We start from the raw sequence: 24810 nt of genomic DNA, 5'->3' as shown, positions 1-24810 counted from the left end.
CGCGAGCACTCGTCGGCGGCCGGCCCGACGGCACCGAGCCTCACGCGGCCCCCGGGGTCCGTGCCGGCCCTCCGTCGTCGGCCGCGCCGACGGGGCCCTCGTCGTCACCGACGACCGTCGGACGGAAGCGCGGCTCGGGAGCAGGCGAGGCGACCGCGGGCCCCCGGTAGGCCTCGAGCTGCCCACCGGGCGACTCGACCGCACCGCCCTGCTCGTGGCCGACGTTGGCGAGGACCACCGCGTAGTAGGGGATGAGCACGGCGCCGAGGATCGGCAGGAGGGTCCACCAGCCGAGGGGCACGACGAAGCACAGCACGATGCAGACGACGCGGATGCCCATCGCGACGACGTACTTGACCATGCGGGAGTGCCGGTCGTCGGTCGGCGACGGCGGCAGCGACGTGATCGGGTTGATGGCCTTCATCGGCTCCAGCTCAGGGTGGGCGGTGGGACGCGGCCGCGGCGCGGCGCGCTCGCCACGATGGTACTGCGCGCCACCGACAGTAGGCTGGTCGACGGTCGCTCCCGGACTCGGGCGGCGACGCCGTCCGCACCACCACCGGGAGCCCTCGATGACCACCACCCGCACCGTCCTCGTCACCGGAGGCAACCGCGGCATCGGCCGCGCCGTCGCCGAGGAGTTCGTCGCCCGCGGCCACCGCGTCGCCGTGACCGCGCGCACCGGCGAGGGCCCCGAGGGCACCCTCACCGTCCGCGCCGACATCACCGACGCGGCGTCCGTCGACGCGGCCTTCACCGAGGTCGAGGCCCGGCTCGGGCCGGTCGAGGTGCTCGTGGCGAACGCGGGCATCACGAAGGACACCCTGCTGCTCCGCATGACCGAGGAGGACTTCACCTCGGTCGTCGACACCAACCTCTCGGGCGCGTTCCGCGTGGTGAAGCGCGCCTCCAAGGGCATGCTGAAGGCCCGCTTCGGGCGCGTCGTGCTCGTCTCGAGCGTCGTGGGCCTCTACGGCAGTGCGGGCCAGGTCAACTACGCCGCCTCGAAGAGCGGCCTCGTCGGGCTGGCCCGGTCGGTCACGCGCGAGCTGGGCGGTCGCGGCATCACCGCCAACGTCGTCGCGCCCGGGTTCATCGAGACCGACATGACCGCCGCGCTCCCCGAGGCGACGCAGGCCGAGTACAAGAAGGCGATCCCGGCGGGCCGGTACGGCTCGGCCGCCGAGGTCGCCGCGACCATCGCCTGGCTCGCCTCCGACGAGGCCGCGTACGTCTCGGGCGCGGTCGTGCCGGTCGACGGCGGCCTCGGCATGGGCCACTGACGACCCGCTGACGGGCCGGACCGGCCGGGGCCGCGGACGCCACGACCGCGAGCGATCCCTCGGGGTCGCGGCGGACCGCGGCGGCGGCTCAGCCCCGCAGCCCCAGCAGGGGGAGCACCTGCGAGAGGTCTCGCCGGTCGAGCACGACGTCGGCGGCCGCGCGGAGGACGGGCTTGGCGTCGAAGGCGACGCCCAGCTGCGCCGCCTCGAGCATCAGGAGGTCGTTGGCCCCGTCGCCGACCGCGACCGTGCGCTCGAGGGGCACGGAGGCCTCCTCGGCCCAGGCCCTCAGGCAGGCGGCCTTCGTCGCGGCGTCGACGACGTCGCCCTCGACGCGTCCGCTGAGGCGGCCGTCGGCGACGCCGAGGCGGTTCGCGCGCCAGAGGTCGAGCCCGAGGTCGGCGGCGAGCGGGTCGAGCACCTCGTGGAAGCCCCCCGAGACCACGGCGACGACCCCGCCGGCGGCGTGCACGCCAGCGACCAGCTCGCGGGCGCCGGGGGTCACGCGCACCCGGTCGACGACCTCGTCGACGGCCGAGAGGGGCAGGCCGGCGAGCGTCGCGACCCGCTCGTGCAGGCTGGCGGCGAAGTCGAGCTGCCCGGACATGGCCCGTGCCGTCACGGACGCCACGGCGTCGCGGCTGCCGGCCGCCTCGGCGAGGAGCTCGATCACCTCGTCCTCGATCAGGGTGGAGTCGACGTCGAGGACGAGGAGGAAGCGCGGCACGGCCCCACCCTAGCGGCGGGGCGTGCCGCGCCGGGCGGGGCCGAGGACTCAGCGGTCGACGCGGACGCCCTTGCCCACGACGGTGATGCCGGACGGTGTCACGGTGAAGCCCCGGGCACGGTCGGCCTCGGGGTCGACACCGACGGACGCGCCCTCGGCGATGACGACGTCCTTGTCGAGGATGGCGCGGTTCACCGTGGCGCCGGGGCCGATGGAGGCCCGCTCGAACACGACCGAGTCGACGACGCGGCTGCCCGACTCGAGCGTGCACCACGGGCCGAGCACGCTGCGCTCGACGTGGGCCCCCGAGAGCAGGGAGCCGAGCGACACGATGGAGTCGACGACCTCGCCGACGTCGCCCCGCCCGTCGCGCACGAACTTCGCGGGCGGCGAGTTCAGCTGCTGCGAGAAGATCGGCCAGTCGGTGTTGTAGAGGTTGAAGACGGGCAGCGCCGAGATGAGGTCGCGGTGCGCGTCGTAGAAGGAGTCGATCGTGCCGACGTCGCGCCAGTAGTACCGGTCGCGCTCCGTGGCCCCGGGGACCTCGTTGCGGTTCAGGTCGTAGACGGCGGCGTCGCCCCGGGAGACGAAGTCGGGGACGATGTCCCCGCCCATGTCGTGGTCGGAGTCGGGCTTCTCGCCGTCGCGGAGCACGGCGTCGATGAGGACGTCGGCGTCGAAGACGTAGTTGCCCATGGAGGCGAGGATCTCGTCGGGGGAGTCGGGGAGGCCGGTCGCGTCGGTCGGCTTCTCGAGGAACCGCCCGATGCGGGTGGGGTCGGACTCGTCGACCTCGATGACGCCGAACTGGTCGGCGAGCGAGATCGGCTGACGGATCGCGGCGACGGTCACGCCGGCGCCCGAGGCGATGTGGGCCTCGATCATCTGCGAGAAGTCCATGCGGTAGACGTGGTCCGCACCCACGACGACGACGATGTCCGGCTTCTCGTCACGGAGCAGGTTGAGGCTCTGCAGGATCGCGTCCGCGCTGCCCGCGAACCACCGCTTGCCGAGCCGCTGCTGGGCCGGCACGGACGCGACGTACGCACCCAGGAGGCCCTCGATGCTCCACGTCTGCGAGACGTGGCGGTCGAGGCTGTGCGACTTGTACTGCGTGAGCACGACGATCTGACGGAGCCCCGAGTTGATGAGGTTCGACAGGGCGAAGTCGATGAGCCGGTAGTTGCCGCCGAACGGGACGGCCGGCTTCGCGCGGTCCGCGGTGAGGGGCATCAGTCGCTTGCCCTCGCCACCGGCCAGCACGATGCCGAAGATCTTCTTCGATGCCATGTGCCCACAATGGCACGATCCGTCGCCGCGCGACTACGGTGTGGACGGTGCGAGTCGATGTCATCACCAAGGAATACCCGCCCAACGTCTACGGGGGAGCGGGCGTCCACGTCGTCGAGCTCGTCAAGGCCCTGCGCCGCCGGATCGAGGTCGAGGTCCGTGCGTTCGGCACCGTCGACGACGAGCCCGGCACGACGGGCTACCCCGAGCTCGCCGAGCTGGACGGCGCGAACGCGACCCTCCGCACGCTCGGCCAGGACCTCCGGATCGCCCAGGACGTCGCCGGCGCCGACCTGGTCCACAGCCACACCTGGTACGCCAACCACGGCGGTCAGCTGGCGCAGATGCTGCACGACGTGCCGCACGTCCTCACCGCGCACAGCCTGGAGCCCCTGCGGCCGTGGAAGGCCGAGCAGCTCGGCGGCGGGTACCGCGTCTCGAGCTGGATCGAGCGCCAGGCCTACGAGACCGCCGACGCGGTCATCGCCGTGAGCGAGGGCATGCGCCGGGACATCCTCCGCTCGTACCCCGGCATCGACGAGGGCAAGGTGAGCGTCGTCCGCAACGGGATCGACCTCGACGCCTGGCGGCCCAACCGCGACGACGACGTCGTGCGCGGCCTCGGCATCGACCCCGACCGCCCGAGCGTCGTCTTCGTCGGCCGCATCACGCGCCAGAAGGGGCTTCCCTACCTGCTCCGCGCGGCGCGCGCGCTGCCGGCCGACGTCCAGCTGGTGCTCTGCGCCGGCGCCCCGGACACCCCCGAGATCATGGCCGAGGTCACCGGCCTCGTCCGAGAGCTCCAGGAGGAGCGCACCGGCGTGGTCTGGATCGAGCGCGTCCTGCCCCGCCACGAGCTCACGGCCGTGCTCACGGCGGCGACGACGTTCGTCTGCCCGTCGGTGTACGAGCCCCTCGGCATCGTGAACCTCGAGGCCATGGCCTGCGGCGTGCCCGTCGTGGGCTCCGGCACGGGCGGCATCCCCGAGGTCGTCGCCGACGGCCTCACGGGTCGCGTCGTCCCGATCGAGCAGGTCCAGGACGGCACGGGCACCCCGGTCGACCCCGACCGCTTCGTCCGCGACCTCGCGGCGACGCTGACCGAGGTCGTCGCGGACCCCGGCCTGGCGGCGCTCATGGGCCGCGCCGGTCGCCTCCGTGCCGAGGAGGAGTTCTCCTGGGAGCGGATCGCCGGACAGACGCTCGCGGTCTACGAGGGCCTGCGCCGCTAGGCTGTGACCATGCCCACGGTGCTGCAGCTCAACGACGTCTCGATCACCCGCGCCGGCACCGCCGTCGTCGACAGCGTGTCCTGGACGGTCGAGTCCGACCAGCGCTGGGTCGTGCTCGGGCCCAACGGCGCGGGCAAGACCACCCTCCTCCAGGTCGCCGCGGCGCAGGCTCACCCCAGCGCCGGCGAGGCCGTGGTCCTGGGGGCCGACCTCGGGCGCACGGACCTCTTCGACCTCCGCCCCCGGATCGGCTTCGCCTCGACCTCGGTGGCCCGCAGGATCCCCTCCCGCGAGAAGGTCCTCGACGTCGTCCTGACGGCGGCGTACTCGGTCACCGGCCGCTGGAACGAGGACTACGAGCAGGTCGACGTCCGTCGGGCGCACCGCGTGCTCGAGGAGTGGCGGCTCGACCACCTCGCCGAGCGGTCGTTCGGCGAGCTCAGCGACGGCGAGCAGAAGCGCGTCCAGATCGCCCGTGCGGTCATGACCGACCCGGAGCTGCTGCTGCTCGACGAGCCCGCCGCGAGCCTCGACCTGGGCGCACGCGAGGAGCTCCTGCGGATGCTCTCGGGCTACGCGCGATCGGCCGACGCCCCCGCCATCGTCATGGTCACGCACCACGTCGAGGAGATCCCGCGCGGCTTCACGCACGCGCTGCTGCTCGACCACGGGCGCGTCGTCGCGGCGGGCCCGCTCGCCGAGGTGCTCACCGCCGAGGTGCTCGGTGGCACCTTCGGCCTCGACCTGGTCGTCGAGGAGCACGACGGGCGCTACGCCGCGCGTGCCGCCTCCTGATCCCGTCGACCACGTCTGCTAGACTCGACCGCTGGCTCGCCTGTGCGGGCCTGGACCTGCCCGCCAGGTCCCGACAGCTTCGACCGTCACCCATCCGCCATCCTGAGGACCAACATGAAGACCGCCACCCACCCCGAGTACGCACCGATCGTCTTCCGCGACCTGGCCTCGGGCGCCACCTTCCTCACGCGCTCCACGGCGACCAGCGACAAGACCATCGAGCTCGACGGTGAGACCTACCCCGTCATCGACGTCGAGATCTCGTCCGAGTCGCACCCGTTCTACACGGGCAAGCAGCGCATCCTCGACTCGGCCGGCCGCGTCGAGAAGTTCAACTCGCGCTACAAGAACTTCGGCAAGTGAGCCGCGTCCCCTCCGGGGGACGGCTCTCCTGACGCTCGAAGGGGCGGTCGACCTCGGTCGACCGCCCCTTCGGCGTCCCCGCCGCCGCGGCGACGGGCAGGCATCGCCGTGCGCCACGCCGTCGTTCCGCGGCCGGTGAGCCCTGGTCCGCCAGGGCTCGGCCGTGCAGGAGGTGCGCTCAGCTCGGCGAGGGACGGTGCGGCCACGCGCCCGACGTCGTGAAGGCCGGGTCCTTCGTACGGCGCACGTACTCCTGGAAGCTGGCCGCCTGGCTGCTGCACCACCCGATCTGCAGGTCGTGCAGCTCCGTCGCGGGGACATCGAGGCGGTCGGCGTGCTTGAGGGCCATGGCCTGTGCCACGCGTCCGGCCGCGATGGCGTCGGCACCGGCGTCGTGGGCGTCGTCGAGCACGACCCCGTAGACGGCAGCGGCGGCCTCGAGGGTGCGCTTGCCCTTGCGGTACGTGTCGACGGCCTTGTCGATGACGAGCGGGTCGACGACGCAACCGATGGCCCCGACGTCGCCGAGCGGCTCGACGCCGTGGCGACGCGCCTCACGGTCGAGCAGCGTCAGGTCGTAGGGCGCGTTGTAGACCACGAGCGGGACTCCCCGGGCGAAGACCGCGCGGAGCGCGGCCACGATCTCGGCCACCACCTCGGCCGCCGGGCGCCCCTCGGCCCGGGCACGCTCGGTGGTCACGCCGTGCACGGCGCTCGCCCGCTCGGGGATCTCCACGCCGGGGTCGGCCAGCCACTCGCCGTGCGCGATGCTGCGACCCTCGGCGTCGAGGAGGCCCACGTGGGCCGTGACGATGCGGGCGGTCTCGACGTCGATGCCGGTGGTCTCGAGGTCGAACACGCCGAGGGCCCGCCACCAGCCGGTGCGGACGCCCTGGTCCGTGTCGTCGAGGCCTGGTCCGGTGCTGCTGGTGTCGGTGCTGGCGTCGCTCACCCTGCGAGTCTAGGAGGCGCCGCCGACGTCGCCGGACGGCGCCGCCGGGGCGACCGGAGACGTCGCCGGCACGGGAGCGTCGCCCACGTGCAGCCAGTAGAAGGCCTGGGTGCCGAGGGTGAGCGTGACGGTACCGTCCTCGTCGAAGGACGGGAACTGCGCTCCGGCGAAGAGGTCGTGCAGGGTCCGGCCCGCCAGCTCGGGGGCCGTGATCGTCACCGAGACCGGGTTGTGGGCGAACGAGAAGACGCAGAGGACGTCCTCCGCCATGTCCGCGCCGAACGTCGCACCGGTGCCCTCGTAGGAGCGCGTGAACGCGAGCACCGAGTCGTGGTCGGACTCGTTGACCTGCATCGTGCCGAGGCCGAAGACCGGGTGCGCCTTGCGCACGTGGATGACGTTGCGCACCCAGTGCAGCAGCGAGCGCGACTGGGCCATCTGGCTCTCGACGTTCACGAGCGAGTAGTTGTAGACGAGCGACTGGACCACGGGGAGGAACAGCTTGCCGGGGTCGGCCGACGAGAAGCCGGCGTTGCGGTCGGGGGTCCACTGCATCGGCGTACGCGAGCTGTCGCGGTCGGGCAGCCAGATGTTGTCGCCCATCCCGATCTCGTCGCCGTAGTAGAGGAAGGGGCTGCCGGCGAGCGAGAACAACAGGGCGTGCGCCAGCTCGAGCTCGGCCCGCGAGTTGTCGAGCAGCGGGGCCAGGCGCCGCCGGATCCCGATGTTCGAGCGCATGCGGGGGTCGTAGCCGTACCAGCCGTACATGGCCTGCCGGTACTCCTCGCTCACCATCTCGAGCGTCAGTTCGTCGTGGTTGCGGAGGAACACGCCCCACGCGGCGCCGTCCGGCACCTCGAGGGTCTCCGACAGGATGCGCTCGAGCTCCTGTGCGTGCTGTGCCCGGAGCGAGTAGAAGATGCGCGGCATGACGGGGAAGTCGAAGGCCATGTGGCACTCGGGCTCCTCCTCCGTGCCGAAGAAGGCGGCCGTCTCGGCCGGCCACTGGTTCGCCTCGGCGATGAGGACGCGGCCCGGGAACTCCTCGTCCACCATCGCGCGGAGCCGCTTGATGAACTCGTGGGTCTCGGGCTCGCCCTCGCCGTTGCCCTCCTCCGACTCGAACAGGTACGGGATGGCGTCCAGGCGGAGGCCGTCGACGCCGAGCGACAACCAGTGGCGCACGACGTCGAAGACGGCCTCCTGCACGGCCGGGTTCTCGAAGTTGAGGTCGGGCTGGTGCGAGAAGAAGCGGTGGAAGAAGAACTGGCGCCGGACCGGGTCGAAGGTCCAGTTGGACTCTTCCGTGTCGACGAAGATGATGCGGATGTCCTGGTAGCCCTCGTCCGTGTCGCGCCAGACGTAGAAGTCGCCGTAGGGGCCGTCCGGGTCCTCGCGGGACTGCTGGAACCACTCGTGCTGGTCCGAGGTGTGGTTGAGCACCATGTCGATGACGATGCGCATGTTGCGCTCGTGCGCCTTGGTCACCAGGTCGCGGAACTCGTCGAGCGTGCCGAACTCGGGCAGGATCGCCTTGTAGTCCTGGATGTCGTAGCCGCCGTCGCGGAGCGGGGACTGGAAGAAGGGCGGCAGCCAGAGCGCGTCGACCCCGAGCCACTGCAGGTAGTCGAGGCGGGACAGCAGCCCCTGGAGGTCGCCCGCTCCGTCGCCGTTGCTGTCGACGTAGGAGCGCACCATCACCTCGTAGAAGACGGCACGACGGTGCCAGTTCGGGTCGAGGGTCAGGCCGGGCGTCTGGATGGGGGCGACGAAGCTCACCCGGCCCACTGTAGGACGCCCGGGGCCGGCGCGCTCCCTAGACTGGCCGGGTGATCGTCCGACCCCCGCGCGTCCCGTCGCCCTACCGCGCCCTGCTCGACGCGGTGCCCGTCACCGAGGACCGCGTGCGGGCGGCCGGGTCCGACGCGCGCGTCTGGACCTACGGTCGAGCGGACGCGCCGGTGACCGTCCTCGCGGTGCACGGCTTCCGCGGCGACCACCACGGCCTCGAGCCCGTGGTCGCCCACCTGGGCGACCGGTTCCGGGTCGTCATGCCCGACCTCCCGGGCTTCGGCGAGTCGACGCCCCTCGACGGCGAGCACAGCGTCGCGGCGTACGCCTCGTGGCTCCGCGAGCTCGCCGGCGCGCTCGACCTCGGTGCCGACACGGTCGTGCTGGGGCACTCGTTCGGGTCGATCGTCACGACGGCCGCGCTGGCGGACGGCCTGCCCGCGGGCGCGCTCGTCCTCGTCAACCCGATCGCGGCTCCTGCGCTCGAGGGCCCCCGCGGGGTCCTCACCCGCCTCGCCGTCGGCTACTACCGTGCCGGCGCGGCCCTGCCCGAGCGGCAGGGGCTCGCCCTGCTCCAGGCCGCCCCGGTCGTGCGCGTGACGAGCGTCGCGATGGTCAAGACCCGCGACCGGCCGTTGCGCCGCTGGATCCACGACCAGCACGACTCGTACTTCTCGCGCTTCGCCGACCGGCGGGTCGTGCTCGACGCGTTCCGCGCCTCGGTCTCGAGCGACGTGAGCACCTACGCCGCCCGCGTCGGCGTGCGCACCCTGCTCGTGGCCGCCGACCGCGACGACATCACGGCGCTGCCCGCGCAGCGCACGCTGCGGGGGCTCTTCCCCGACGCCGAGCTGGCCGTCGTCGAGGGCGTCGGGCACCTCGTGCACTACGAGAAGCCGGCCGAGGCCGCCGCGGCGATCGAGCGGTTCGTCCGGTGAGGATCGTCGTCGACGCCCGCTACGTGCGCGTCGGGCGGCACGACGGCATCAGCCGGTTCACCACCGGGGTCGTCACCGCCCTCGCCGCCCGGCACGCGGTCACCGTGCTCGTGAGCGACGAGCGCCAGCTCGACAAGCTGCCCGCCGTGCCGCACCGGCTGGTCAGCGGGCCCACGAGCCCGCTCGAGCCGTTCGTCGCGCTGCAGGTCAACGCCCTGCGGCCCGACGTGGTCTGGTCGCCCATGCAGACCATGGGCTCGTGGGGACGGCGCTACCCGCTCGTGCTCACCCTGCACGACCTCATCTACTACGAGAACCGCACGCCTCCGCGCGAGTTCGCGGCACCGCTGCGCCTGCTCTGGCGCCTCTACCACCTCGCCTGGTGGCCGCAGCGGCTGCTGCTCGACCGGGCCGACGCGGTCGTCACGGTGAGCGGCACGACCCGGGACCAGATCGCGCGGCACCGGCTCACCCGCCGCCCGGTGACCGTCGTGCCGAACGCCGCGGACGACGCGGGCACCGTGCCCGTGCGGGCGGAGCCCGAGCGGCGCGACCTCGTCTACATGGGCTCGTTCATGCCCTACAAGAACGTCGACGTGCTCGTGCGCGCCCTGCCGCTGCTCGACGGCTGGCGGCTGCACCTCATGAGCCGCGTCGACGACCGGGAGCGCCGCCGGCTCGAGGGGCTCGCCCCGCAGGGGTCCCTCGTCGTCCACGACGGCGCGAGCGACGAGGAGTACCGCGAGGTGCTGCTCGGGGCCGCAGCCGTCGTCACGGCCTCGCGGGCCGAGGGCTTCGGGATCCCGCTCGTGGAGGGCATGGCCCTCGGCACGCCCGCGGTGGTCAGCGACATCCCGATCTTCCGCGAGATCGGCGGTGACGCCGCGCTCTTCTTCGACCCGTCGTCGCCCGCCGCGTTCGCCGCGGCCGTGCGCCGGCTCGAGGGGGAGTGGGCCGCCCGTTCCCGGGCCGCCGTCACCCGCGCCGGCGCCTACGGCTGGAGGTCGTCGGCCGACGTGCTGCTCGACCTGCTCACGCGGGTCGCGCGCGACGGACGACGCGGCAGGAGGCGCGCCTCCTGACCCCGGGGCGGTCGCCGGTCAGGCGTCGCCCGCGCCCTCGAGGGCGTTCTGCGCGGCCAGCGGATCGCCCGCGTGCTCCTCGGACTCGTCCTCGAGCGGGTCGTCGAAGCGTCGGAGCCGCAGTCCGGCGTCGCGCACCTCGAAGGAGTGCACGGAGCCGTTCCTGATCGGGACGCCCACGGCGGCCCGGTGGTCCGGCGCGACCGCGCTCACGACGGTGCGGATCACGGCCCCGTGCGTGGCGACCACCACCGACCCGCCGACGTGGTCGGCCGCGATCGCCTCGAGGGCCGGCAGGACCCGGTCGAGCAGGGCGCCGCGGCTCTCCCGGCCCGGCACGCGCGCACCGTCGGGGAACCGGGCCTCGACCTCCGTCGGCGTGAGGCCCTCCGCGACGCCGTAGCGGCGCTCGGCCAGCGCGGGCACGAGCCGGGGCTCGGGCAGGCCCAGCAGCTCGGCGACGATGGCGCCGGTCTCGGCGGCGCGGACCAGGGGGCTGGCGACCACCGCGTCGACCGGCCTGCGGCGGAGCAGCTCGCCGGCCCGTCGCGCCTGGTCGCGACCCGTGCCGTTGAGCGGGATGTCGGTGGCGCCCTGGATGCGGCGGGCGCGGTTCCACTCGGTCTCGCCGTGCCGGACGAGCCAGAGGCGGGTCACGAGGCCGCCCCGGTCGGCACGAGGCGACCGACGAGGGCCGCGAGCGTCTCGGACGTCCCGGCGTCGACCTTGACCGCGGCCCGCGCGTCGCCCTTCGTCGCACCGCGGTTGACGACCGCGACGGGGTGGCCGCGGCGGACCGCCTGGTCGAGGAGGCGGATGCCCGAGTTCACGACGAGCGAGGACCCCACGACGAGCAGGGCCTCGGCCGCGAGCACGAGCGAGCGCGCCTCGGCGAAGCGCTCGACGGGGACGAACTCGCCGAAGAAGACGACGTCGGGCTTGAGGACCCCGCCGCAGACCGTGCACTCCGGCACGACGAAGGCGTCGACGTCGCGCACCTCGACGTCGCCGTCGGGTGCGAGGACGACCTGTTCGGGCTCGTCCAGCCACGGGTTCGCCGCCGCGAGGCGGGCGGCGACCGTGTCACGGGCGAAGGACTGCCCACAGGTGAGGCAGCGCACGCGGTCGACCGTGCCGTGCAGGTCGACGACCCGCTGCGAGCCCGCCCGGGCGTGCAGCGCGTCGACGTTCTGCGTGACGACGCCGTTGGTGACGCCGGCGCGCTCGAGCTCGGCGAGCGCCCGGTGACCGGCGTTGGGGGCGGCGGCCGTGAAGGCCTTCCAGCCGACGTGGCTGCCCGCCCAGTAGCGCTTGCGCCAGCGCTCGTCGGCGAGGAACTGCTGGAAGGTCATGGGGTGCCGCACGGGCGCGCCCTCGCCGCGGTAGTCGGGGATCCCGCTGTCCGTGCTCACGCCCGCCCCGGTGAGGACCGCGACCCGGCGGCCCTCGAGGACGTGCACGAGGGCGTCCAGCTCGGCGGGGTCGGGGTGGTGGCCCCCCTCTGGGCCGCGGGCCCCGGCGGGGGCCGGGGAGGTGGCGTGCGACACGGTCGTGCTCCTTCGGTGCGGTGCCAGGAGCCTACCGCCGGGCGGCGGGGCGTCCGTCGGGGGCCGGTACCCTGGGGTCGATCCGACGACCGGCAGGAGGCCCGGCCCGCGCCCGCCCCGCCGGTCCCGTCGGCCCGACCCCAGGAGCACCGTGCGCATCACCCGCATCACCGACCTCGACCGGCCCGAGCTCGCGGACTACTCGCGCCTCACCGACGTGGCGCTGCGGCGCGTCTCGGAGCCCGAGGGCGGCCTCTACCTGGCGGAGTCGTCGAAGGTCATCGAACGGGCGCTGGCGGCCGGCCATCGCCCCCGCTCGGTGCTGCTGACGGAGCGCTGGCTCGACGACGTCGCGCCGCTGGTCGCCGACCACGACGGCGAGCTGTTCGTGGGCGAGCCCGCCCTGCTCGAGACGCTCACGGGCTACCACCTGCACCGCGGCGCGCTCGCGTCCATGCACCGCCCCGAGCTGCCCGACGTCGCGACGGTGCTCCAGGGCGCGCGGCGGGTCGTCGTGCTCGAGGACGTCGTCGACCACACGAACGTGGGCGCGATCTTCCGCGCCGTGGCCGGGCTCGGCGCCGACGCCGTGCTCGTCACCCCCCGCTGCGCCGACCCGCTCTACCGGCGGAGCGTGCGGGTGAGCATGGGGACGGTCCTCCAGGTGCCGTGGACCCGCCTGCCCGACTGGCCGGAGGGGGCGGCGCAGCTGCACGACGCCGGGTTCCGCATCGCGGCGCTCGCCCTCTCGGACGAGGCGGTGACCCTCGACGCGTACGCGGCCGCGCCTCCTGAGCGGGTGGCCCTGCTGCTCGGCACCGAGGGCGACGGCCTCAGCCGCCGCGCCCTGGAGGCGGCGGACGACGTCGTGACGATCCCCATGCTGCACGGCGTCGACAGCCTCAACGTCGCGGCGGCCTCGGCGGTCGCGCTCTGGGCCCTCCGCGTGCCCGGCGGGGCGGCGTGACGGGCGACCCCCGCGCGCGGCGTGCCCGTCGGCTGACCGTCGCCGGGCTCGTCGCGCTCGTCCTCGTCGCCGTCGGCACGTACGTGCCCGTGGCCCTGCTCGTGCCCGTGGCGCCGACGGCGCCGTCCGTGGTCGAGCTCGCGCCACGAGCCGTCGACGCCCCGGAGCTCGCGCTGCCCGGCTACGGCGCGGCCGCGGTCGAGGCCCTCGACGTGCCCGGCACGCGGACCCTGGCCGGCGACCGGGGGCGACGGTCCATCGCCAGCATCAGCAAGGTCGTCACGGCCCTCGTCGTCCTCGACGAGCGTCCCCTCGACGGCGGCGCGGGGCCGAGGGTGACCTTCAGCGACGACGACGAGGCCCTGCGCGAGCGGTACCTCGCCGTGGACGGCAAGGTCGCGCCCCTGGCCGCGGGCACGGCCCTCAGCCAGCGACAGGTGATGGAGGTGATGCTCGTCGAGTCGGCGAACAACTACGCGACGGCCCTCGCCCGCTGGGCCTTCGGCGACGACGCCGCCTTCGTCGAGGCCGCGGGGGCCTGGCTCGCCGAGCACGACCTCGACGACACGACGATCGTCGAGCCGACGGGCCTGTCGCCCGACAACCGCAGCACGACCGCCGACCTGCTCGAGCTCGCGCGGATCGCGCTCGACGACCCCGACGTGGCGGAGATCGTGCGCACGACGAGCCTCGAGGTGCCCGGCGTCGGCACCGTCGAGAACAGCAACGGCCTGCTCGGCGTCGACGGGGTCGTCGGCATCAAGACCGGGACCCTCGACGCCGCCGGTGCCTGCCTGCTCTTCGCGGCCGACCAGGTCGTCGACGGCGGGGCCACGACGGTGGTCGGCGTCGTCCTCGGGGCCGCCGACCACCCGTCGCTCGACCGCGACGTGCGCGCCCTGCTGGCGAGCGTGTCGGCGCGCACCGTGACCGTGACGCCGGTCCGCGCCGGGGACGTCCTCGCGACCTACGAGGCCCCGTGGGGCGCGCGGGCCTCGGCGGTCGCCGCGGAGGACGCGACCGCCACCGTCTGGGGCGACGCCGACGCCCGGGCCGAGGCCGAGGTCGAGCCCGTGCGGGAGGGGACGGCCGGCGACGTCGTGGGCGACGTCGTGGTCGAGGTCGGCGACGAACGGGTCGCCGTGCCGGCCCGCCTCGACGGCGACCTGCCGGGCCCCGACGGCTGGTGGCGGCTCACGCACCCCGACCGGCTGTTCTGAGGGGCCGGCGCGTCTCGGCCCTGGCCCTGCGGCCCGCGGTCAGGCGCCGTCGTCGCCGCGGTAGAGCACGGTCACGGCCTCGGGCCGCTTCGGCAGCACGCCGTCGCCGCTCGACTGGTGCCGCAGGCGGCGCACGACCCACGGCACGAGGTACTCGCGGGCCCAGCTCGCGTCGTCGACCCGTGCTCGCCGCCAGGTCCGCTGCTCGAGGGGCTCGGGCCGCCACGGCTCGAGGTCGTTCTCGACCGCGAGCGACGCCAGCACCATGCGCGCGATCGTGTGGTGCCCGAGGGCGCTGAAGTGCAGCCGGTCGGGGGCCCACATGCGCGGATCGGCGAGCTCGCGCAGGGCCCACATGTCGGCGACGACGGCCTCCTGGCGCAGGGCGACCGCCCTCACGTTCTCGTTGTAGACCGCGACCTTGCCGCGCAGTCGGCCCAGCACGGGCGTCGCCCCGATGTCGGGCCCCGTGAAGACGACGACGGTCGCGCCCTGGGCGGACAGCCCTCGCACGAGGTCCTCGAAGCGCCCGGCCACCTCGTCGGGATCGGTGCCCGGTCGGAGGATGTCGTTGCCGCCCGCCGAGACGGCGACGAGGTCGGGGTGCAGCTCCAGGGCGGCGGGGGCCTGCTCCTCGGCGATCTGCCGCAGCAGGCGGCCCCGCACCGCGAGGTTGGCGTAGGCGAAGTCGTCCGTCGCGGCGCCCAGCACCTCGGCGACGCGGTCGGCCCAGCCGCGGTGACCGCCCGGCGTCCGCGGCTCGGGATCGCCGATCCCCTCCGTGAAGGAGTCACCGATCGCCACGAACCTCGACCACGGATGTTGCTGCGTCATGCCCGCGAATCTACCCTCGACCCGTGACCGACAGCGCAGCGATCCCTCCCGGCCCGTCGTCCGGGCCCACCGACCCGTGGGCGCCCGGGGCGGTGCTGCCCGACGCGTTCCTCGACGAGCTGCGCCGGCGGGCGGCGCGCCACGACGCCGACGGGACGTTCCCCCACGACGACCTGGCCGACCTGCGCGAGCGCGGCTGGCTGCGCCTGGCCGTCCCGGTCGGGTCAGGAGGCGCGGGGCTCGGCCTCGCCCCCGTCGCGGCCCTGCAGGCCCGGCTCGCCGAGGCCGCCCCCGCCACGGCGCTGGCGATCGGCATGCACCTCGTCTGGACGGGTTGCGCCCGCCTGCTGCAGGACCGCGGCGACGACGGCCTCGCCCTCGTCCTCGACGAGGCCGCGCGCGACGAGCTGTTCGCCTTCGGCGTGAGCGAGCCCGGCAACGACCTGGTGCTGCTCGACTCCGTCACCCGGGCGGAGCCCGCGGGCGACGGGGCCTACCGCTTCACCGGCACCAAGACCGCCACGTCGCTCGCACCGGCCTGGACCCGCCTGGGCGTGTTCGGCCGGGACGACGGCGACCCCGCGGCGCCCGCCCTCGTGCACGGCTTCGTCCACCGCGACCAGCCGGGTCACCACGACCTCGGCGACTGGGACGTGATCGGCATGCGCGCGACGCAGAGCCACACGACGGTGCTCGACGGGATCGTCGTGCCGGCGGAGCGGATCGTCCGGCGCCTGCCCGTGGGGCCCGGCCCGGACCTCCTGCCCTTCGGGATCCTCGTGGCGTTCGAGACGCTCGTGTCCGCCGTCTACCTCGGCGTCGCCCGGCGCGCCCTCCAGCTCGCCGTGGAGGCCGCGACGACGGGGCGCTCGCGACGGGCAGGGGGCGCGCCCCGCTCGGCCGACCCCGTCGTGCGCTGGCGGATCGCGGAGGCGGCGATGGTGCTCGACGGCCTCGAGGCCCAGGTCGCCCAGGTCGCCGCCGACGCGGACGCCCTCGTCGACCACGGTGCGGACTGGCCCCGGCTCGTGACGGGCCTCAAGACGCGCGTCACCGACGGCGCCCGCGCGGTCGTCGACCAGGCCGTCACGGTGGCGGGGGGCGCCTCGTACCGGTCCGCCTCGGAGCTCGGGCGCCTCCAGCGGGACGTGCTCGCCGGGCGCTTCCACCCCTCCGGCACCGACTCGGCCCACGCGACCGTCGCCGCGTCGCTGCTCGGCCCGCTCGACTGACCGCGGAGCCCGACCGGTCGGAGCCCGACCGGCAGGGGCCCCGCCCGTCGGCGGGCTCCGCGGCGCCCGCTGTCGGTGGTGCGTGCGAGGATCCTCCGGTGAGCAAGCAGGACGGCAGCGGCAGGCAGGTCACGACCGCGCCCACGGACGACGTGACGGCGACGGTCCTGCACGTCGACATGGACGCCTTCTTCGCCTCGGTCGAACTGCTCGACCGCCCCGAGCTCGTCGGGCGCCCGGTCGTCATCGGGCACCGTTCGGACCGCTCGGTCGTCACGGCCGCCACCTACGAGGCGCGGCGCTACGGGGTCAACAGCGCCATGCCCATGGCCGTCGCCCTGCGCCGGTGCCCCCAGGCCGTCGTGCTCGAACCGCACTTCGAGAAGTACCAGCACTGGTCGAGCGTGGTCATGGCGATGTTCGACGACGTCACGCCCCTCGTCGAGCGCCTCGGGATCGACGAGGCGTTCCTCGACGTCCGCGGCAGCATCCGGCTGCTCGGCACGCCGTGGCAGATCGCGACCGACCTGCGCCGCCGCGTGCACGCCGAGACCGGGCTGCACTGCTCGGTGGGGGCCGCCTCGACCAAGTTCGTCGCCAAGCTCGCCTCGAGCACGGCCAAGCCCGACGGCCTGCTCGTGGTCCCGCACGACGACACCCTCGCGTTCCTGCACCCGCGACCGATCAGCGCGCTGTGGGGGGTCGGCGGCAAGACGGAGGAACAGCTGCTGCGGCTGGGACTCCACACGATCGGCGACGTCGCCGAGGCCCCGCTCGACTTCCTGGTCCGCGCCGTCGGCCGCGCGGGCGGAGCGAAGCTGCACGACCTCGCCCGTGGGCACGACCCGCGCCCCGTGACGACGGGCGCCGACGAGAAGAGCGTCGGCAACGAGATGACCTTCTCGACCGACGTCACCGACCCCGAGGTGGTGCGGCGGGAGCTGCTGCGCCTCAGCGACAAGGTCGCCGGTCGCCTGCGACGCGCCGGCCTCGCCGGTCGCACGGTCGTGCTCAAGCTGCGCACGGCCGACTTCGCGACCATCACGCGGTCGCGCACGCTCGCCGAGCCGACCGACCTCGCGCGCCGCATCGCCGACGAGGTCCGCGCGGCCTACGAGTCCACCGGCAAGCAGCACGAACGCGTGCGCCTGGTGGGGGTGCGCGTCGAGCAGCTCGGCCCCGCGGGCGGCGCCGCCTCCGTCGCCCTGTGGGACGACGACGCCGACTGGCGGGGGACCGAGACGACGATCGACGCGCTCCGGGCACGCTTCGGGGCGTCCTCCGTCACGACCGCGTCCCTCCTGCGCCGACGCGACGACGGTGCCACGCCCGTGCCCCGCTCGACGCCCGACGAGAGCTCGGGGCGTCCCGGTGGCGGTAGGCTCTGATCCAGTGAGCACCGCGCAGACATCCGGCCCCGACGGGGGCGACGCCGCAACGGTCGAGGTCACCGAGCTCGGCGCGAACGCGGGCAACGCCGCTGCCGAGCAGCTGTCGCCGGCCTTCCCCGAACGCGCCGCCTGGGGCACCGCGGGCAAGCTCCGCGCCTGGCAGGCCGAGGCCCTCGAGAAGTACTTCCGCGACATGCCCCGGGACTTCCTCGCCGCGGCCACCCCCGGCGCCGGCAAGACGACCTTCGCCCTCCGCCTCGCCACCGAGCTGCTCTCGCGCGGCGAGGTCGACCGCGTGACGGTCGTCGCACCCACCGAGCACCTGAAGCGCCAGTGGGCCGACGCCGCCGACCGCGTGAACCTCCGGCTCGACCCGATGTTCAAGAACGCCGACGGCACCTTCGGCCGGCACTACCACGGCGTCGCCGTCACCTACGCGCAGGTCGGCACCAAGCCCGAGGTGCACAAGGCGGTCACCGAGGCCGGTCGCACCCTCGTCATCCTCGACGAGGTGCACCACGGCGGCGACGCCCTCAGCTGGGGCGACGGCATCCGCGAGGCCTTCGGCGGCGCGACCCGGCGGCTCTCCCTCACGGGGACCCCGTTCCGCTCCGACACCGCCCCCATCCCCTTCGTGCGGTACGCGCCCGACGCGAACGGCATCCGCACCTCCGAGTCCGACTACTCCTACGGCTACGGTCGCGCCCTCGCCGACGGCGTCGTCCGGCCCGTCCTCTTCATGGCCTACGCCGGGCAGATGCGCTGGCGGACCCGGATGGGCGACGAGATGAGCGCGAGCCTCGGCGAGCCGGTCACGAAGGACATCACGGCGCAGGCCTGGCGCACGGCCCTGTCCCCGCAGGGCGACTGGATGCCGGCCGTGCTCTCCGCCGCCGACAAGCGGCTCACCGAGGTCCGCCGGGGCGTGCCCGACGCCGGCGGCCTCGTCATCGCCACCGACCACACGGCGGCGCGGGCGTACGCCGCGCAGCTGACGGCCCTCACGGGGGAGCGCCCCACGGTCGTGCTCAGCGACGAGAAGGCGGCCAGCGACCGGATCGCCGCGTTCTCCACGGGCGACAGCCGCTGGATGGTCGCGGTGCGCATGGTGTCCGAGGGCGTCGACGTGCCCCGCCTGGCCGTGGGCGTGTACGCCACGAGCGCGTCCACGCCCCTGTTCTTCGCGCAGGTCGTGGGCCGCTTCGTGCGCGCCCGGCGCCGCGGTGAGACCGCCTCGATCTTCCTGCCGAGCGTGCCCAGCCTCATGGGGCTCGCGAACCAGCTCGAGCTCGAGCGCGACCACGCCCTGGACCGCCCCACCGATGCCGACGACGGCCTCTTCGCGCCCGAGGAGGACGTGCTCGCCGCGGCGAACCGCGAGGAGAAGGCCTCGAGCCTGCTCGAGCAGCAGCCCTTCGAGGCGCTGGACTCGCAGGCCTCGTTCGACCGCGTGCTCTACGACGGCGGCGAGTTCGGCACCGGCGGCGAGATCGGCAGCCTCGAAGAGCTGGACTTCATCGGGATCCCCGGCCTGCTCGAGCCCGACCAGGTGCGCGACCTGCTGCGCCAGCGCCAGGCCAAGCAGGCCCGTCGCGCGCCCAAGACGGGCCTGCCGACCGCCGCGCCGGCGCAGGAGGCCCGCCCGCTCTACCAGACGATCAAGGAGCAGCGGCAGGAGCTCAGCCGGCTCGTCTCGATCTGGTCCCGGCACTCCGACGAGCAGCACGGGGCGATCCACGCCGAGCTCCGCCGGATCAGCGGCGGCCCCGCCGTCGCCCAGGCGAGCACCGAGCAGATCCAGAAGCGGATCGACGTGCTCCGCGGCCGCATCGGCAACCGGCGGTAGGAGGCCCCGTGCAGACGTTCGTCCCCTGGCCCGACGCCGCCGAGAGCGCCCGGTCCCTCGACCAGGCACGGCTCGGCAAGCAGCGGGTCGAGGCGCTCCAGGTGCTCCGTGCGATCACGCTGCCCGCCTACGGGTGGCAGTCCCACCCGGCGATCGCGATGTGGCGCGGCCACCGCGCGGCGTTGACGGCGTACTCGCTCGCCGTCACCGACGAGTGGATCGCCCAGGGGCACGCCGACACGGTCCGACCGCAGATCGCCGAGTTCGCCCCCGGGGTCGAGGCCGACGCGTCGGGGCTCGAGCTGCCGGCGTGGTGGGGCGACGAGGCCGTGCACCTCAGCCACCGGTCCAAGCTCGTGCAGAAGGACCCCGAGCACTACCGCGGCGTGTTCCCCGGCACCCCGGAGGACCTCGAGTACGCGTGGCCGCCCGCCGACCCGGCGGCGCCCCGCCCGACGGACGACGACGCCCTCGCCGTCGAGCACGCCTGGGTGGTCCGCGCCCCGACGGCGGCCGCCCGTGAGGGGTGGCTGGCCTCCGGCGTCGTGACGCTGGGGGAGTCGTCGCCCCGCGGTCGCACGGGCACCGCCTGGCAGCACCAGCTCGAGGCCTTCGGCGCGCTGCCCGTCGGTGCCGACGTGCTCGTGCCCGACGCCGAGGGGCGCTCGTTCGCCCGTGGCACGGTGACGACGTCGGTCGTCGCGGCGCTCGACGACGACCGGGGGCCCGTCCTCCTGCGGCACGTCGAGCTCGCTGGCGAGCTGCTCCGCTCGGACCTGCCCGACGCCGCCCTGGCGCAGGACCCGCGCAGCGTCTTCCCCCTGGCCCTGCGCACCCGCGCGGCGGCCGACGTCGAGGGGCGTCGTGCTCGACCCGGCCGGTGAGGGGCGCTGGTTCGTGCGCCGCGACGCCGACGCGGCGGCCGAGGCCGTCGTGGAGCGGTTCGGGCAGGGGTACCGCCTGACGCCGTGGACCCTCGACGCGGCGGAGCCCGTGTCGCTCGGCGTCCACACGGCGGCGCACCTGGCCGAGACGGCCTGGTGGCGCCACCTCGACGCCGCCCCCTGAGCCCGGCCGCGAGGCGCTGTGCCGCCCCCGGCACCACCTCGACGCCGCGCCGCGGGACCCGCCCCGACGCGCGGCACCGGTCACCCGGCGAGCCCGGGCGAGAGCACGATCCCCACGCCGTCGTCCGAGCAGACGAGCAGGGCGTGCAGGCGCAGCGAACGGCCCTCGAGCCCGCTCGTGAGGGCGTCCGTCCAGGCGTGGTCCGACGCGCGCAGGAGGCCCGGGCCCGGCCGTTCGTGGACGACGACGACGCGGGTGGCCCCCACGTGGCGCCCCACCTGCTCGAAGGCGTCGAGCAGCGCGGCGAGGGGCTCGACCGCCGGACGGACGGGGATGCCCTCGACGGGCACGACCATGGGCAGTTGCACCAGGTCGTCGTCGAGGAAGCAGACCCAGAGCTGGCGGCGGAGCGCCTGGTGCAGGAACGCCCCGAACCGGTCGAGGAGCACGTCGGGCGTGCTGAGCGGACGGTGGTCGGTGAGCGGCGGGGCCGCGGGATCGAGATCGGTCACGGCACCCACCCTGGGCGCGGGACCCGCCGGGCGCCCCCGCCGCCTCCTGCGCTCGTGGACGGTCGCGATGGCGACCGCCCTGGGGAGGAGCAGTCGGGTCAGGCCTGGACGGCCGGCTCGCGCAGCTCGTCGCCCGAGAGGATCCGCAGCGCGCGCCGCAGGGCCGTGCTCGAGGTGCTCACCGTGTACGGGAAGTACACGACCTCGACGCCCACGGCCGCGAACTCGCGCTCCAGGCGGAGGCCCTTCTCGGTCCCGCGCCAGTCGTCGCCCTTGAAGAAGACGTCGAAGCGCAGCTCGCGCCAGACGTCCATCTTGTCGGGGACGGTCTCCGCGTGCACGGCGTCGACGACGTCGATGTGGCTCACGATCTCGAGCCGCTCGGCGAGCGAGACCACGGGCGTGATGCCCTTGGTGAGGGCCAGCATCTCGTCCGACACCACGCCCGCCACCAGGTGGTCGCAGTGCTGGCGCGCGTGCCGCAGGAGGTTGAGGTGCCCGACGTGGAAGAGGTCGAAGGCCCCCGCGGCGTAGCCCACGCGGGGTCGTCCGCCGCTGCGGGGCGCGCCGGCCGTGGCGGAGGTCGGGAGAAGGGTCGAGGTCACGGGTGCACGCTCCGGGTGGTGGGGCCGACGGTGCCGGCGAGGCTGGTCGAGGGGCGGGGGCCGACGACGTCGTCGACCGTCCAGGTGGGGCGGAGGAGGACGCGTCGCCGCGACGGGACGCCCGTCAGCACGACGCCGAGCGGCTGCACGCCGTGGCTCTGCAGCTCTCCCAGGAGGGCCCGGAGCTCGCCCACGCCGCTGCGGCCGGCCCGGGCCACGAGGAGCACGGCGTCGGCCTCGGGCAGGACGGTCCGCAGGGGCGTCGGCGTCGAGTCGGAGGCGACCTGCAGGACGGTCAGCTCGTACGTCGCCCGCAGGTCGGCGAAGAAGCGGTCCACGCCCGTCCGCCCGAAGCGCCGCGCGCTGGCCGTGACGACGTCCGGCACGGGCACCCGGTCGTAGCCGGTGGGATCGACGACCACGGTGCGGGGCAGCGCGAGGTCGGTGTCCGTGGCGGAGCGCGCCAGGTCGTGCGCCTCGGGATCGGCGTGCACCAGCGCGCAGGTCGCGCCGAGCTCGACGGCCGCCCGCGCCAGTCCGGCGTCGACGCCGACGGCCCCGGCCGCCCGGTCGCCGCGCGCCAGCAGGAGGACCTGGGGCAGGCGGTCGCCCGACAGCACGCGGACGTTCTGCACGGTCTCGCGCAGGGCCGTCCGGGCCTCCGGGTCCAGGTCGTGGCCGCCCTGCCGCGACGCCCGTCGCACCGACGGCGGCAGCTGGCCCACCACCGGCAGCCCCGTCGCCCGTCGGACGTCGCGGACGCCCGTGACGCGCTGCCCGGACCCGACCAGCAGGAGGGCCGTGAGGACCCCGGCGAGGACGCCGAGCAGCGTGCCACCGGTCCCCGGTGCGAGACCGGCGAGCACCGCGCCGACCGTGCCGCCGACGACGGCCGCCACGACGACGACCGCCCACCACCGCGTCGCGGGACGGACGCCCGCCTCGACGCCGGTGCGGTCGCGATGCGCGACCGGCCGGCGGGTCACGACGTGGACCCCTGGGCGCGGGCGACCGGTGCGGTGCCCGACGCGTCGCGCGGCGCCGCGGCGAGCTCGCGCCACCACTTGGGCAGGGCGAGGGCCAGGTAGAGCGTGTTGGCGACCGCGAGGGCCAGGTAGACGACCGTGAAGCCGGCCGGCCAGGCGAGCAGCGCGAAGGCGAGGCAGAGCAGGCCGTAGTCCGTGGGCACCACCGCGAGGCTGTAGAGCACGCCCGTGCGGGGGCGGCGGGGCTTCGCCTCGCCGCGGCGGACCGCCTCGGTCCGGCGGAGCTGCTCCGTGAGGATGATGGCGAAGAACGCGACCGTCGCGACCACCTGGTAGGCGAAGGGGACGGCCACCAGGCCGCCGCGGTCCTCCGGCGAGCGGATCCACGCGACGCCGACCGCGAGGTGCAGGACGGCGATCTTCGTGGCGTCGACGACGTGGTCGAGCCACTCGCCGGCGGGCGATCCGCCGCCGCCCAGGCGCGCCAGCTGGCCGTCGGCCGAGTCGAGCGCGTAGCCGACCACGAGCAGGAGGGGCACGAGCACGGCCACGAGCGGACCGGCGGGCAGCAGGGCCAGGAGGGCGATGCCCGCGAACGTGAAGACGGCGCTGACGGCCGTCACCTGGTTCGGCGTCGCGCGCAGCACCCAGGCGACGGCGGCGAGCCAGCGCCCGAGCCGGCGGTTGACGAACCGCGAGTACGCCGGGGCGCCGCTCGAGGTCTTCTGGGCGGTGGCGAGGGCAGCGAGGGCGGCGCGGACCGTCCGGGCGGGCGGACCCTGTCGATCGGCGACGACCGACGGGGCGGGGGAGACGGGCGCGGGCGAGGGGGTGAGCAGCTCAGGCATGCTGCACCGCCACGACCGGGGCGAGCGCGTGGCCGAGCTCGCGCTCGACGACCTCGACGAACCGGCCGCGCATGCGCTCCGGCGTGAAGCGGGCACGGTGCACCTCGGCGGCGCGCCGACCGGCGGTCGCGAGCGTCGGCACGTCCAGGGAGCGGAACAGGTCCGCGAGGGCCTCCGCGTCGCCACGGTCGAAGAGCCACCCGGTCTCGCCGTCCTCCACGACCTCCTCGGGGCCTCCTGAGCGACTGGCCACGACCGCGCGTCCCTCGCTGAAGGCCTCCAGCGCCACCAGGCCGAAGCCCTCGAGCGCGTCGGTGGGCAGGAGCACGCAGTCCGCCGACCGGATCCACTCCGTGGCGTCGTCGACCTCGCCCACCACGGTGACGGTCTCCGGACGGCTCACGACGGCCCGGACGAGGCCGGGCACGTCGACGCCGGTGCCCGCGGCCGGCGGACCGCCGAGCACGACGAGCTCGCCGGGGCAGCCCGCGGCGTTCCAGGCGGTGAGCAGCGTCGCGTGGCCCTTGTGCGGGTTCCAGCGGCTCGCGACGACGTAGCGCGGCCGTCGCTCCTCGCCGACGTCCACGGGGGTCGGGGCACCGAGCGGGACCCCGTTGTGGACCACGACGCTGCGGGCCTCGGCGGGCAGGGACGCCGTCTCGAGCACCGAGCGGGAGACCGCCACCACGGCGGTGCAGGCCCGCGCGAGGGGCGCGAGGCCGCGGCGGTCGCCGCCGGTCCAGGGCTCCTGCAGGTGACCGACGACGCTGGGCACGCCGGCCGAGCGCGCCAGGGGCGCCACCACCAGGCACGCGCTCGTGGCGCACCAGACGAGGTCGAAGCGCCCCGCGACGAGGCGCGCGCGCGTCCGTGCCGCGTCACGGGCCACGGCCAGGAGGCCGCGGACGTTCAGGTTGTTGCGCCGCAGGATCGGCAGCGGCGTGCGCTCCACGCGGGCGCCCCGGTCGCGCAGCAGGGGCCCGAGCGGGCCCCGGGCGACGTCGGAGGGCAACCAGACGGTCACGTCGAGGTCGTCCCGCCGTGCCAGCTCGTCCACGAGCTCCGCGACGATCCGGTCCGAGCCGTAGAGCTCGTCGGAGGAGTGGACCACCAGGATCCGCGTGCGCCGGGAGCCCCAGCGCCGCGCGGCGACGGGCACGTCCGCGACCGACGTGGCGCGGTCGGCGGGGGGAGCCGCGACGGACGCCGTGGTGGTCGGGGTGGTCGTGACGGTCGGGTCGAGTGCGATGGTCATGCGTGGTCCCCTGTGCTGGTGGTGCTGGTGGTGGTGCGGACGTCCC

The 24810-nt window shown here is 74.8% G+C and carries 26 protein-coding genes; 13 read left to right on the top strand and 13 right to left on the bottom strand.

Going from position 1 to position 24810, the window contains the following annotated elements; all coding sequences use genetic code 11:
• Window positions 1–40 precede the first annotated feature (40 nt).
• Window positions 41–424 carry a DUF3099 domain-containing protein gene (locus tag ACYVHQ_RS03010; RefSeq protein WP_460510649.1) on the bottom strand — a complete coding sequence of 128 codons (384 nt, stop codon included), beginning with the start codon at window positions 422–424 and terminating at the stop codon, window positions 41–43.
• 148 nt (window positions 425–572) lie between these two features.
• On the opposite strand from ACYVHQ_RS03010, the gene fabG reads away from it, so the two are divergent.
• On the top strand, window positions 573–1283 hold the full coding sequence (gene fabG / locus ACYVHQ_RS03005) for a 3-oxoacyl-ACP reductase FabG (protein ID WP_460510648.1): 711 nt from the start codon (window positions 573–575) through the stop codon (window positions 1281–1283).
• An 88-nt stretch (window positions 1284–1371) separates the two neighbouring features.
• Here fabG and serB read toward each other — a convergent pair whose 3' ends face one another.
• Both serB and glgC read right to left on the bottom strand, forming a co-directional pair.
• Complete coding sequence (gene serB / locus ACYVHQ_RS03000) at window positions 1372–2010, bottom strand: phosphoserine phosphatase SerB (RefSeq protein WP_460510647.1); 639 nt, start codon at window positions 2008–2010, stop codon at window positions 1372–1374.
• Window positions 2011–2058: 48 nt separating this feature from the next.
• On the bottom strand, window positions 2059–3300 hold the full coding sequence (glgC, locus tag ACYVHQ_RS02995; protein ID WP_460510646.1) for a glucose-1-phosphate adenylyltransferase: 1242 nt from the start codon (window positions 3298–3300) through the stop codon (window positions 2059–2061).
• Window positions 3301–3347: 47 nt separating this feature from the next.
• Here glgC and glgA point away from each other — a divergent pair, with 47 nt between their 5' ends.
• The 3 genes from glgA (at window position 3348) to ACYVHQ_RS02980 (ending at window position 5690) form a co-directional block, all read left to right on the top strand.
• Window positions 3348–4532 (top strand): glycogen synthase, encoded by a 1185-nt coding sequence (gene glgA / locus ACYVHQ_RS02990; RefSeq protein ID WP_460510645.1) that lies wholly within the window; start codon window positions 3348–3350, stop codon window positions 4530–4532.
• 9 nt (window positions 4533–4541) lie between these two features.
• Window positions 4542–5327 carry an ABC transporter ATP-binding protein gene (locus ACYVHQ_RS02985; RefSeq protein WP_460510644.1) on the top strand — a complete coding sequence of 262 codons (786 nt, stop codon included), beginning with the start codon at window positions 4542–4544 and terminating at the stop codon, window positions 5325–5327.
• Window positions 5328–5441: 114 nt separating this feature from the next.
• Window positions 5442–5690 (top strand): type B 50S ribosomal protein L31, encoded by a 249-nt coding sequence (locus ACYVHQ_RS02980; RefSeq protein WP_460510643.1) that lies wholly within the window; start codon window positions 5442–5444, stop codon window positions 5688–5690.
• A gap of 178 nt (window positions 5691–5868) precedes the next feature.
• Here ACYVHQ_RS02980 and ACYVHQ_RS02975 read toward each other — a convergent pair whose 3' ends face one another.
• Both ACYVHQ_RS02975 and treS read right to left on the bottom strand, forming a co-directional pair.
• On the bottom strand, window positions 5869–6549 hold the full coding sequence (locus tag ACYVHQ_RS02975) for an exonuclease domain-containing protein (RefSeq protein ID WP_460511226.1): 681 nt from the start codon (window positions 6547–6549) through the stop codon (window positions 5869–5871).
• Window positions 6550–6651: 102 nt separating this feature from the next.
• Complete coding sequence (gene treS / locus ACYVHQ_RS02970) at window positions 6652–8421, bottom strand: maltose alpha-D-glucosyltransferase (RefSeq protein WP_460510642.1); 1770 nt, start codon at window positions 8419–8421, stop codon at window positions 6652–6654.
• A gap of 50 nt (window positions 8422–8471) precedes the next feature.
• Here treS and ACYVHQ_RS02965 point away from each other — a divergent pair, with 50 nt between their 5' ends.
• A complete protein-coding gene (locus ACYVHQ_RS02965; RefSeq protein WP_460510641.1) occupies window positions 8472–9371 on the top strand; it encodes an alpha/beta fold hydrolase in 900 nt (299 codons plus the stop codon).
• Complete coding sequence (locus ACYVHQ_RS02960; protein WP_460510640.1) at window positions 9368–10453, top strand: glycosyltransferase family 4 protein; 1086 nt, start codon at window positions 9368–9370, stop codon at window positions 10451–10453. The genes ACYVHQ_RS02965 and ACYVHQ_RS02960 overlap by 4 nt, the downstream gene beginning before the upstream one ends.
• An 18-nt stretch (window positions 10454–10471) precedes the next feature.
• On the opposite strand, the gene ACYVHQ_RS02955 is transcribed toward ACYVHQ_RS02960, so the two are convergent.
• Window positions 10472–11110 carry a histidine phosphatase family protein gene (locus ACYVHQ_RS02955; RefSeq protein WP_460510639.1) on the bottom strand — a complete coding sequence of 213 codons (639 nt, stop codon included), beginning with the start codon at window positions 11108–11110 and terminating at the stop codon, window positions 10472–10474.
• Entirely contained in the window at window positions 11107–11925 is an 819-nt protein-coding gene (locus ACYVHQ_RS02950) for an NAD-dependent protein deacetylase (protein WP_460511225.1), read from the bottom strand. The genes ACYVHQ_RS02955 and ACYVHQ_RS02950 overlap by 4 nt, the downstream gene beginning before the upstream one ends.
• Before the next feature lie 226 nt (window positions 11926–12151).
• Between ACYVHQ_RS02950 and ACYVHQ_RS02945 the strand changes: the two genes are divergently transcribed.
• Together ACYVHQ_RS02945 and ACYVHQ_RS02940 are read left to right on the top strand one after the other, a co-directional pair.
• Entirely contained in the window at window positions 12152–12967 is an 816-nt protein-coding gene (locus ACYVHQ_RS02945; protein ID WP_460510638.1) for a TrmH family RNA methyltransferase, read from the top strand.
• Complete coding sequence (locus ACYVHQ_RS02940; RefSeq protein WP_460510637.1) at window positions 12964–14187, top strand: D-alanyl-D-alanine carboxypeptidase family protein; 1224 nt, start codon at window positions 12964–12966, stop codon at window positions 14185–14187. The genes ACYVHQ_RS02945 and ACYVHQ_RS02940 overlap by 4 nt, the downstream gene beginning before the upstream one ends.
• A gap of 39 nt (window positions 14188–14226) precedes the next feature.
• Here the strand turns inward: ACYVHQ_RS02940 and ACYVHQ_RS02935 are convergent, their stop codons facing one another.
• Window positions 14227–15021 (bottom strand): SGNH/GDSL hydrolase family protein, encoded by a 795-nt coding sequence (locus tag ACYVHQ_RS02935; RefSeq protein WP_460510636.1) that lies wholly within the window; start codon window positions 15019–15021, stop codon window positions 14227–14229.
• A gap of 23 nt (window positions 15022–15044) precedes the next feature.
• Between ACYVHQ_RS02935 and ACYVHQ_RS02930 the strand changes: the two genes are divergently transcribed.
• The 5 genes from ACYVHQ_RS02930 to ACYVHQ_RS02910 all read left to right on the top strand — a co-directional run bounded on the left by ACYVHQ_RS02930 (window position 15045) and on the right by ACYVHQ_RS02910 (window position 20558).
• Window positions 15045–16253, top strand: a complete 1209-nt coding sequence (locus tag ACYVHQ_RS02930) for an acyl-CoA dehydrogenase family protein (protein WP_460510635.1) — start codon at window positions 15045–15047, stop codon at window positions 16251–16253.
• 98 nt (window positions 16254–16351) lie between these two features.
• Window positions 16352–17641: a DNA polymerase IV gene (locus tag ACYVHQ_RS02925; RefSeq protein WP_460510634.1), complete on the top strand. Its 1290-nt coding sequence runs from the start codon at window positions 16352–16354 to the stop codon at window positions 17639–17641.
• A gap of 103 nt (window positions 17642–17744) precedes the next feature.
• Window positions 17745–19490, top strand: coding sequence for a DEAD/DEAH box helicase (locus tag ACYVHQ_RS02920; protein ID WP_460511224.1), 1746 nt, complete (start codon window positions 17745–17747; stop codon window positions 19488–19490).
• Between the two features lie 8 nt (window positions 19491–19498).
• Window positions 19499–20374: an MSMEG_6728 family protein gene (locus ACYVHQ_RS02915; RefSeq protein WP_460510633.1), complete on the top strand. Its 876-nt coding sequence runs from the start codon at window positions 19499–19501 to the stop codon at window positions 20372–20374.
• Complete coding sequence (locus ACYVHQ_RS02910) at window positions 20355–20558, top strand: hypothetical protein (protein ID WP_460510632.1); 204 nt, start codon at window positions 20355–20357, stop codon at window positions 20556–20558. Before ACYVHQ_RS02915 ends, ACYVHQ_RS02910 begins: the two co-directional genes overlap by 20 nt.
• 80 nt (window positions 20559–20638) lie before the next feature.
• Here the strand turns inward: ACYVHQ_RS02910 and ACYVHQ_RS02905 are convergent, their stop codons facing one another.
• The 5 genes from ACYVHQ_RS02905 to ACYVHQ_RS02885 all read right to left on the bottom strand — a co-directional run bounded on the left by ACYVHQ_RS02905 (window position 20639) and on the right by ACYVHQ_RS02885 (window position 24764).
• Window positions 20639–21070 carry a hypothetical protein gene (locus ACYVHQ_RS02905; RefSeq protein ID WP_460510630.1) on the bottom strand — a complete coding sequence of 144 codons (432 nt, stop codon included), beginning with the start codon at window positions 21068–21070 and terminating at the stop codon, window positions 20639–20641.
• Between the two features lie 98 nt (window positions 21071–21168).
• The gene (locus ACYVHQ_RS02900) at window positions 21169–21609 is read right to left on the bottom strand and encodes an adenylyltransferase/cytidyltransferase family protein (protein ID WP_460511222.1); all 441 of its coding nucleotides are present in this window, start codon (window positions 21607–21609) and stop codon (window positions 21169–21171) included.
• 62 nt (window positions 21610–21671) lie between these two features.
• A complete protein-coding gene (locus ACYVHQ_RS02895; RefSeq protein WP_460510629.1) occupies window positions 21672–22661 on the bottom strand; it encodes a hypothetical protein in 990 nt (329 codons plus the stop codon).
• Window positions 22658–23509, bottom strand: a complete 852-nt coding sequence (locus ACYVHQ_RS02890) for a CDP-alcohol phosphatidyltransferase family protein (protein ID WP_460510628.1) — start codon at window positions 23507–23509, stop codon at window positions 22658–22660. The genes ACYVHQ_RS02895 and ACYVHQ_RS02890 overlap by 4 nt, the downstream gene beginning before the upstream one ends.
• Window positions 23502–24764: a glycosyltransferase family 4 protein gene (locus tag ACYVHQ_RS02885; protein WP_460510627.1), complete on the bottom strand. Its 1263-nt coding sequence runs from the start codon at window positions 24762–24764 to the stop codon at window positions 23502–23504. Before ACYVHQ_RS02885 ends, ACYVHQ_RS02890 begins: the two co-directional genes overlap by 8 nt.
• Between the last annotated feature and the right edge of the window lie 46 nt (window positions 24765–24810).

This window comes from Frigoribacterium salinisoli, assembly GCF_054781095.1.
The sequence above is the reverse complement of the archived record's forward strand: the minus strand, read 5'-3'. Positions and strand labels throughout refer to the sequence as shown.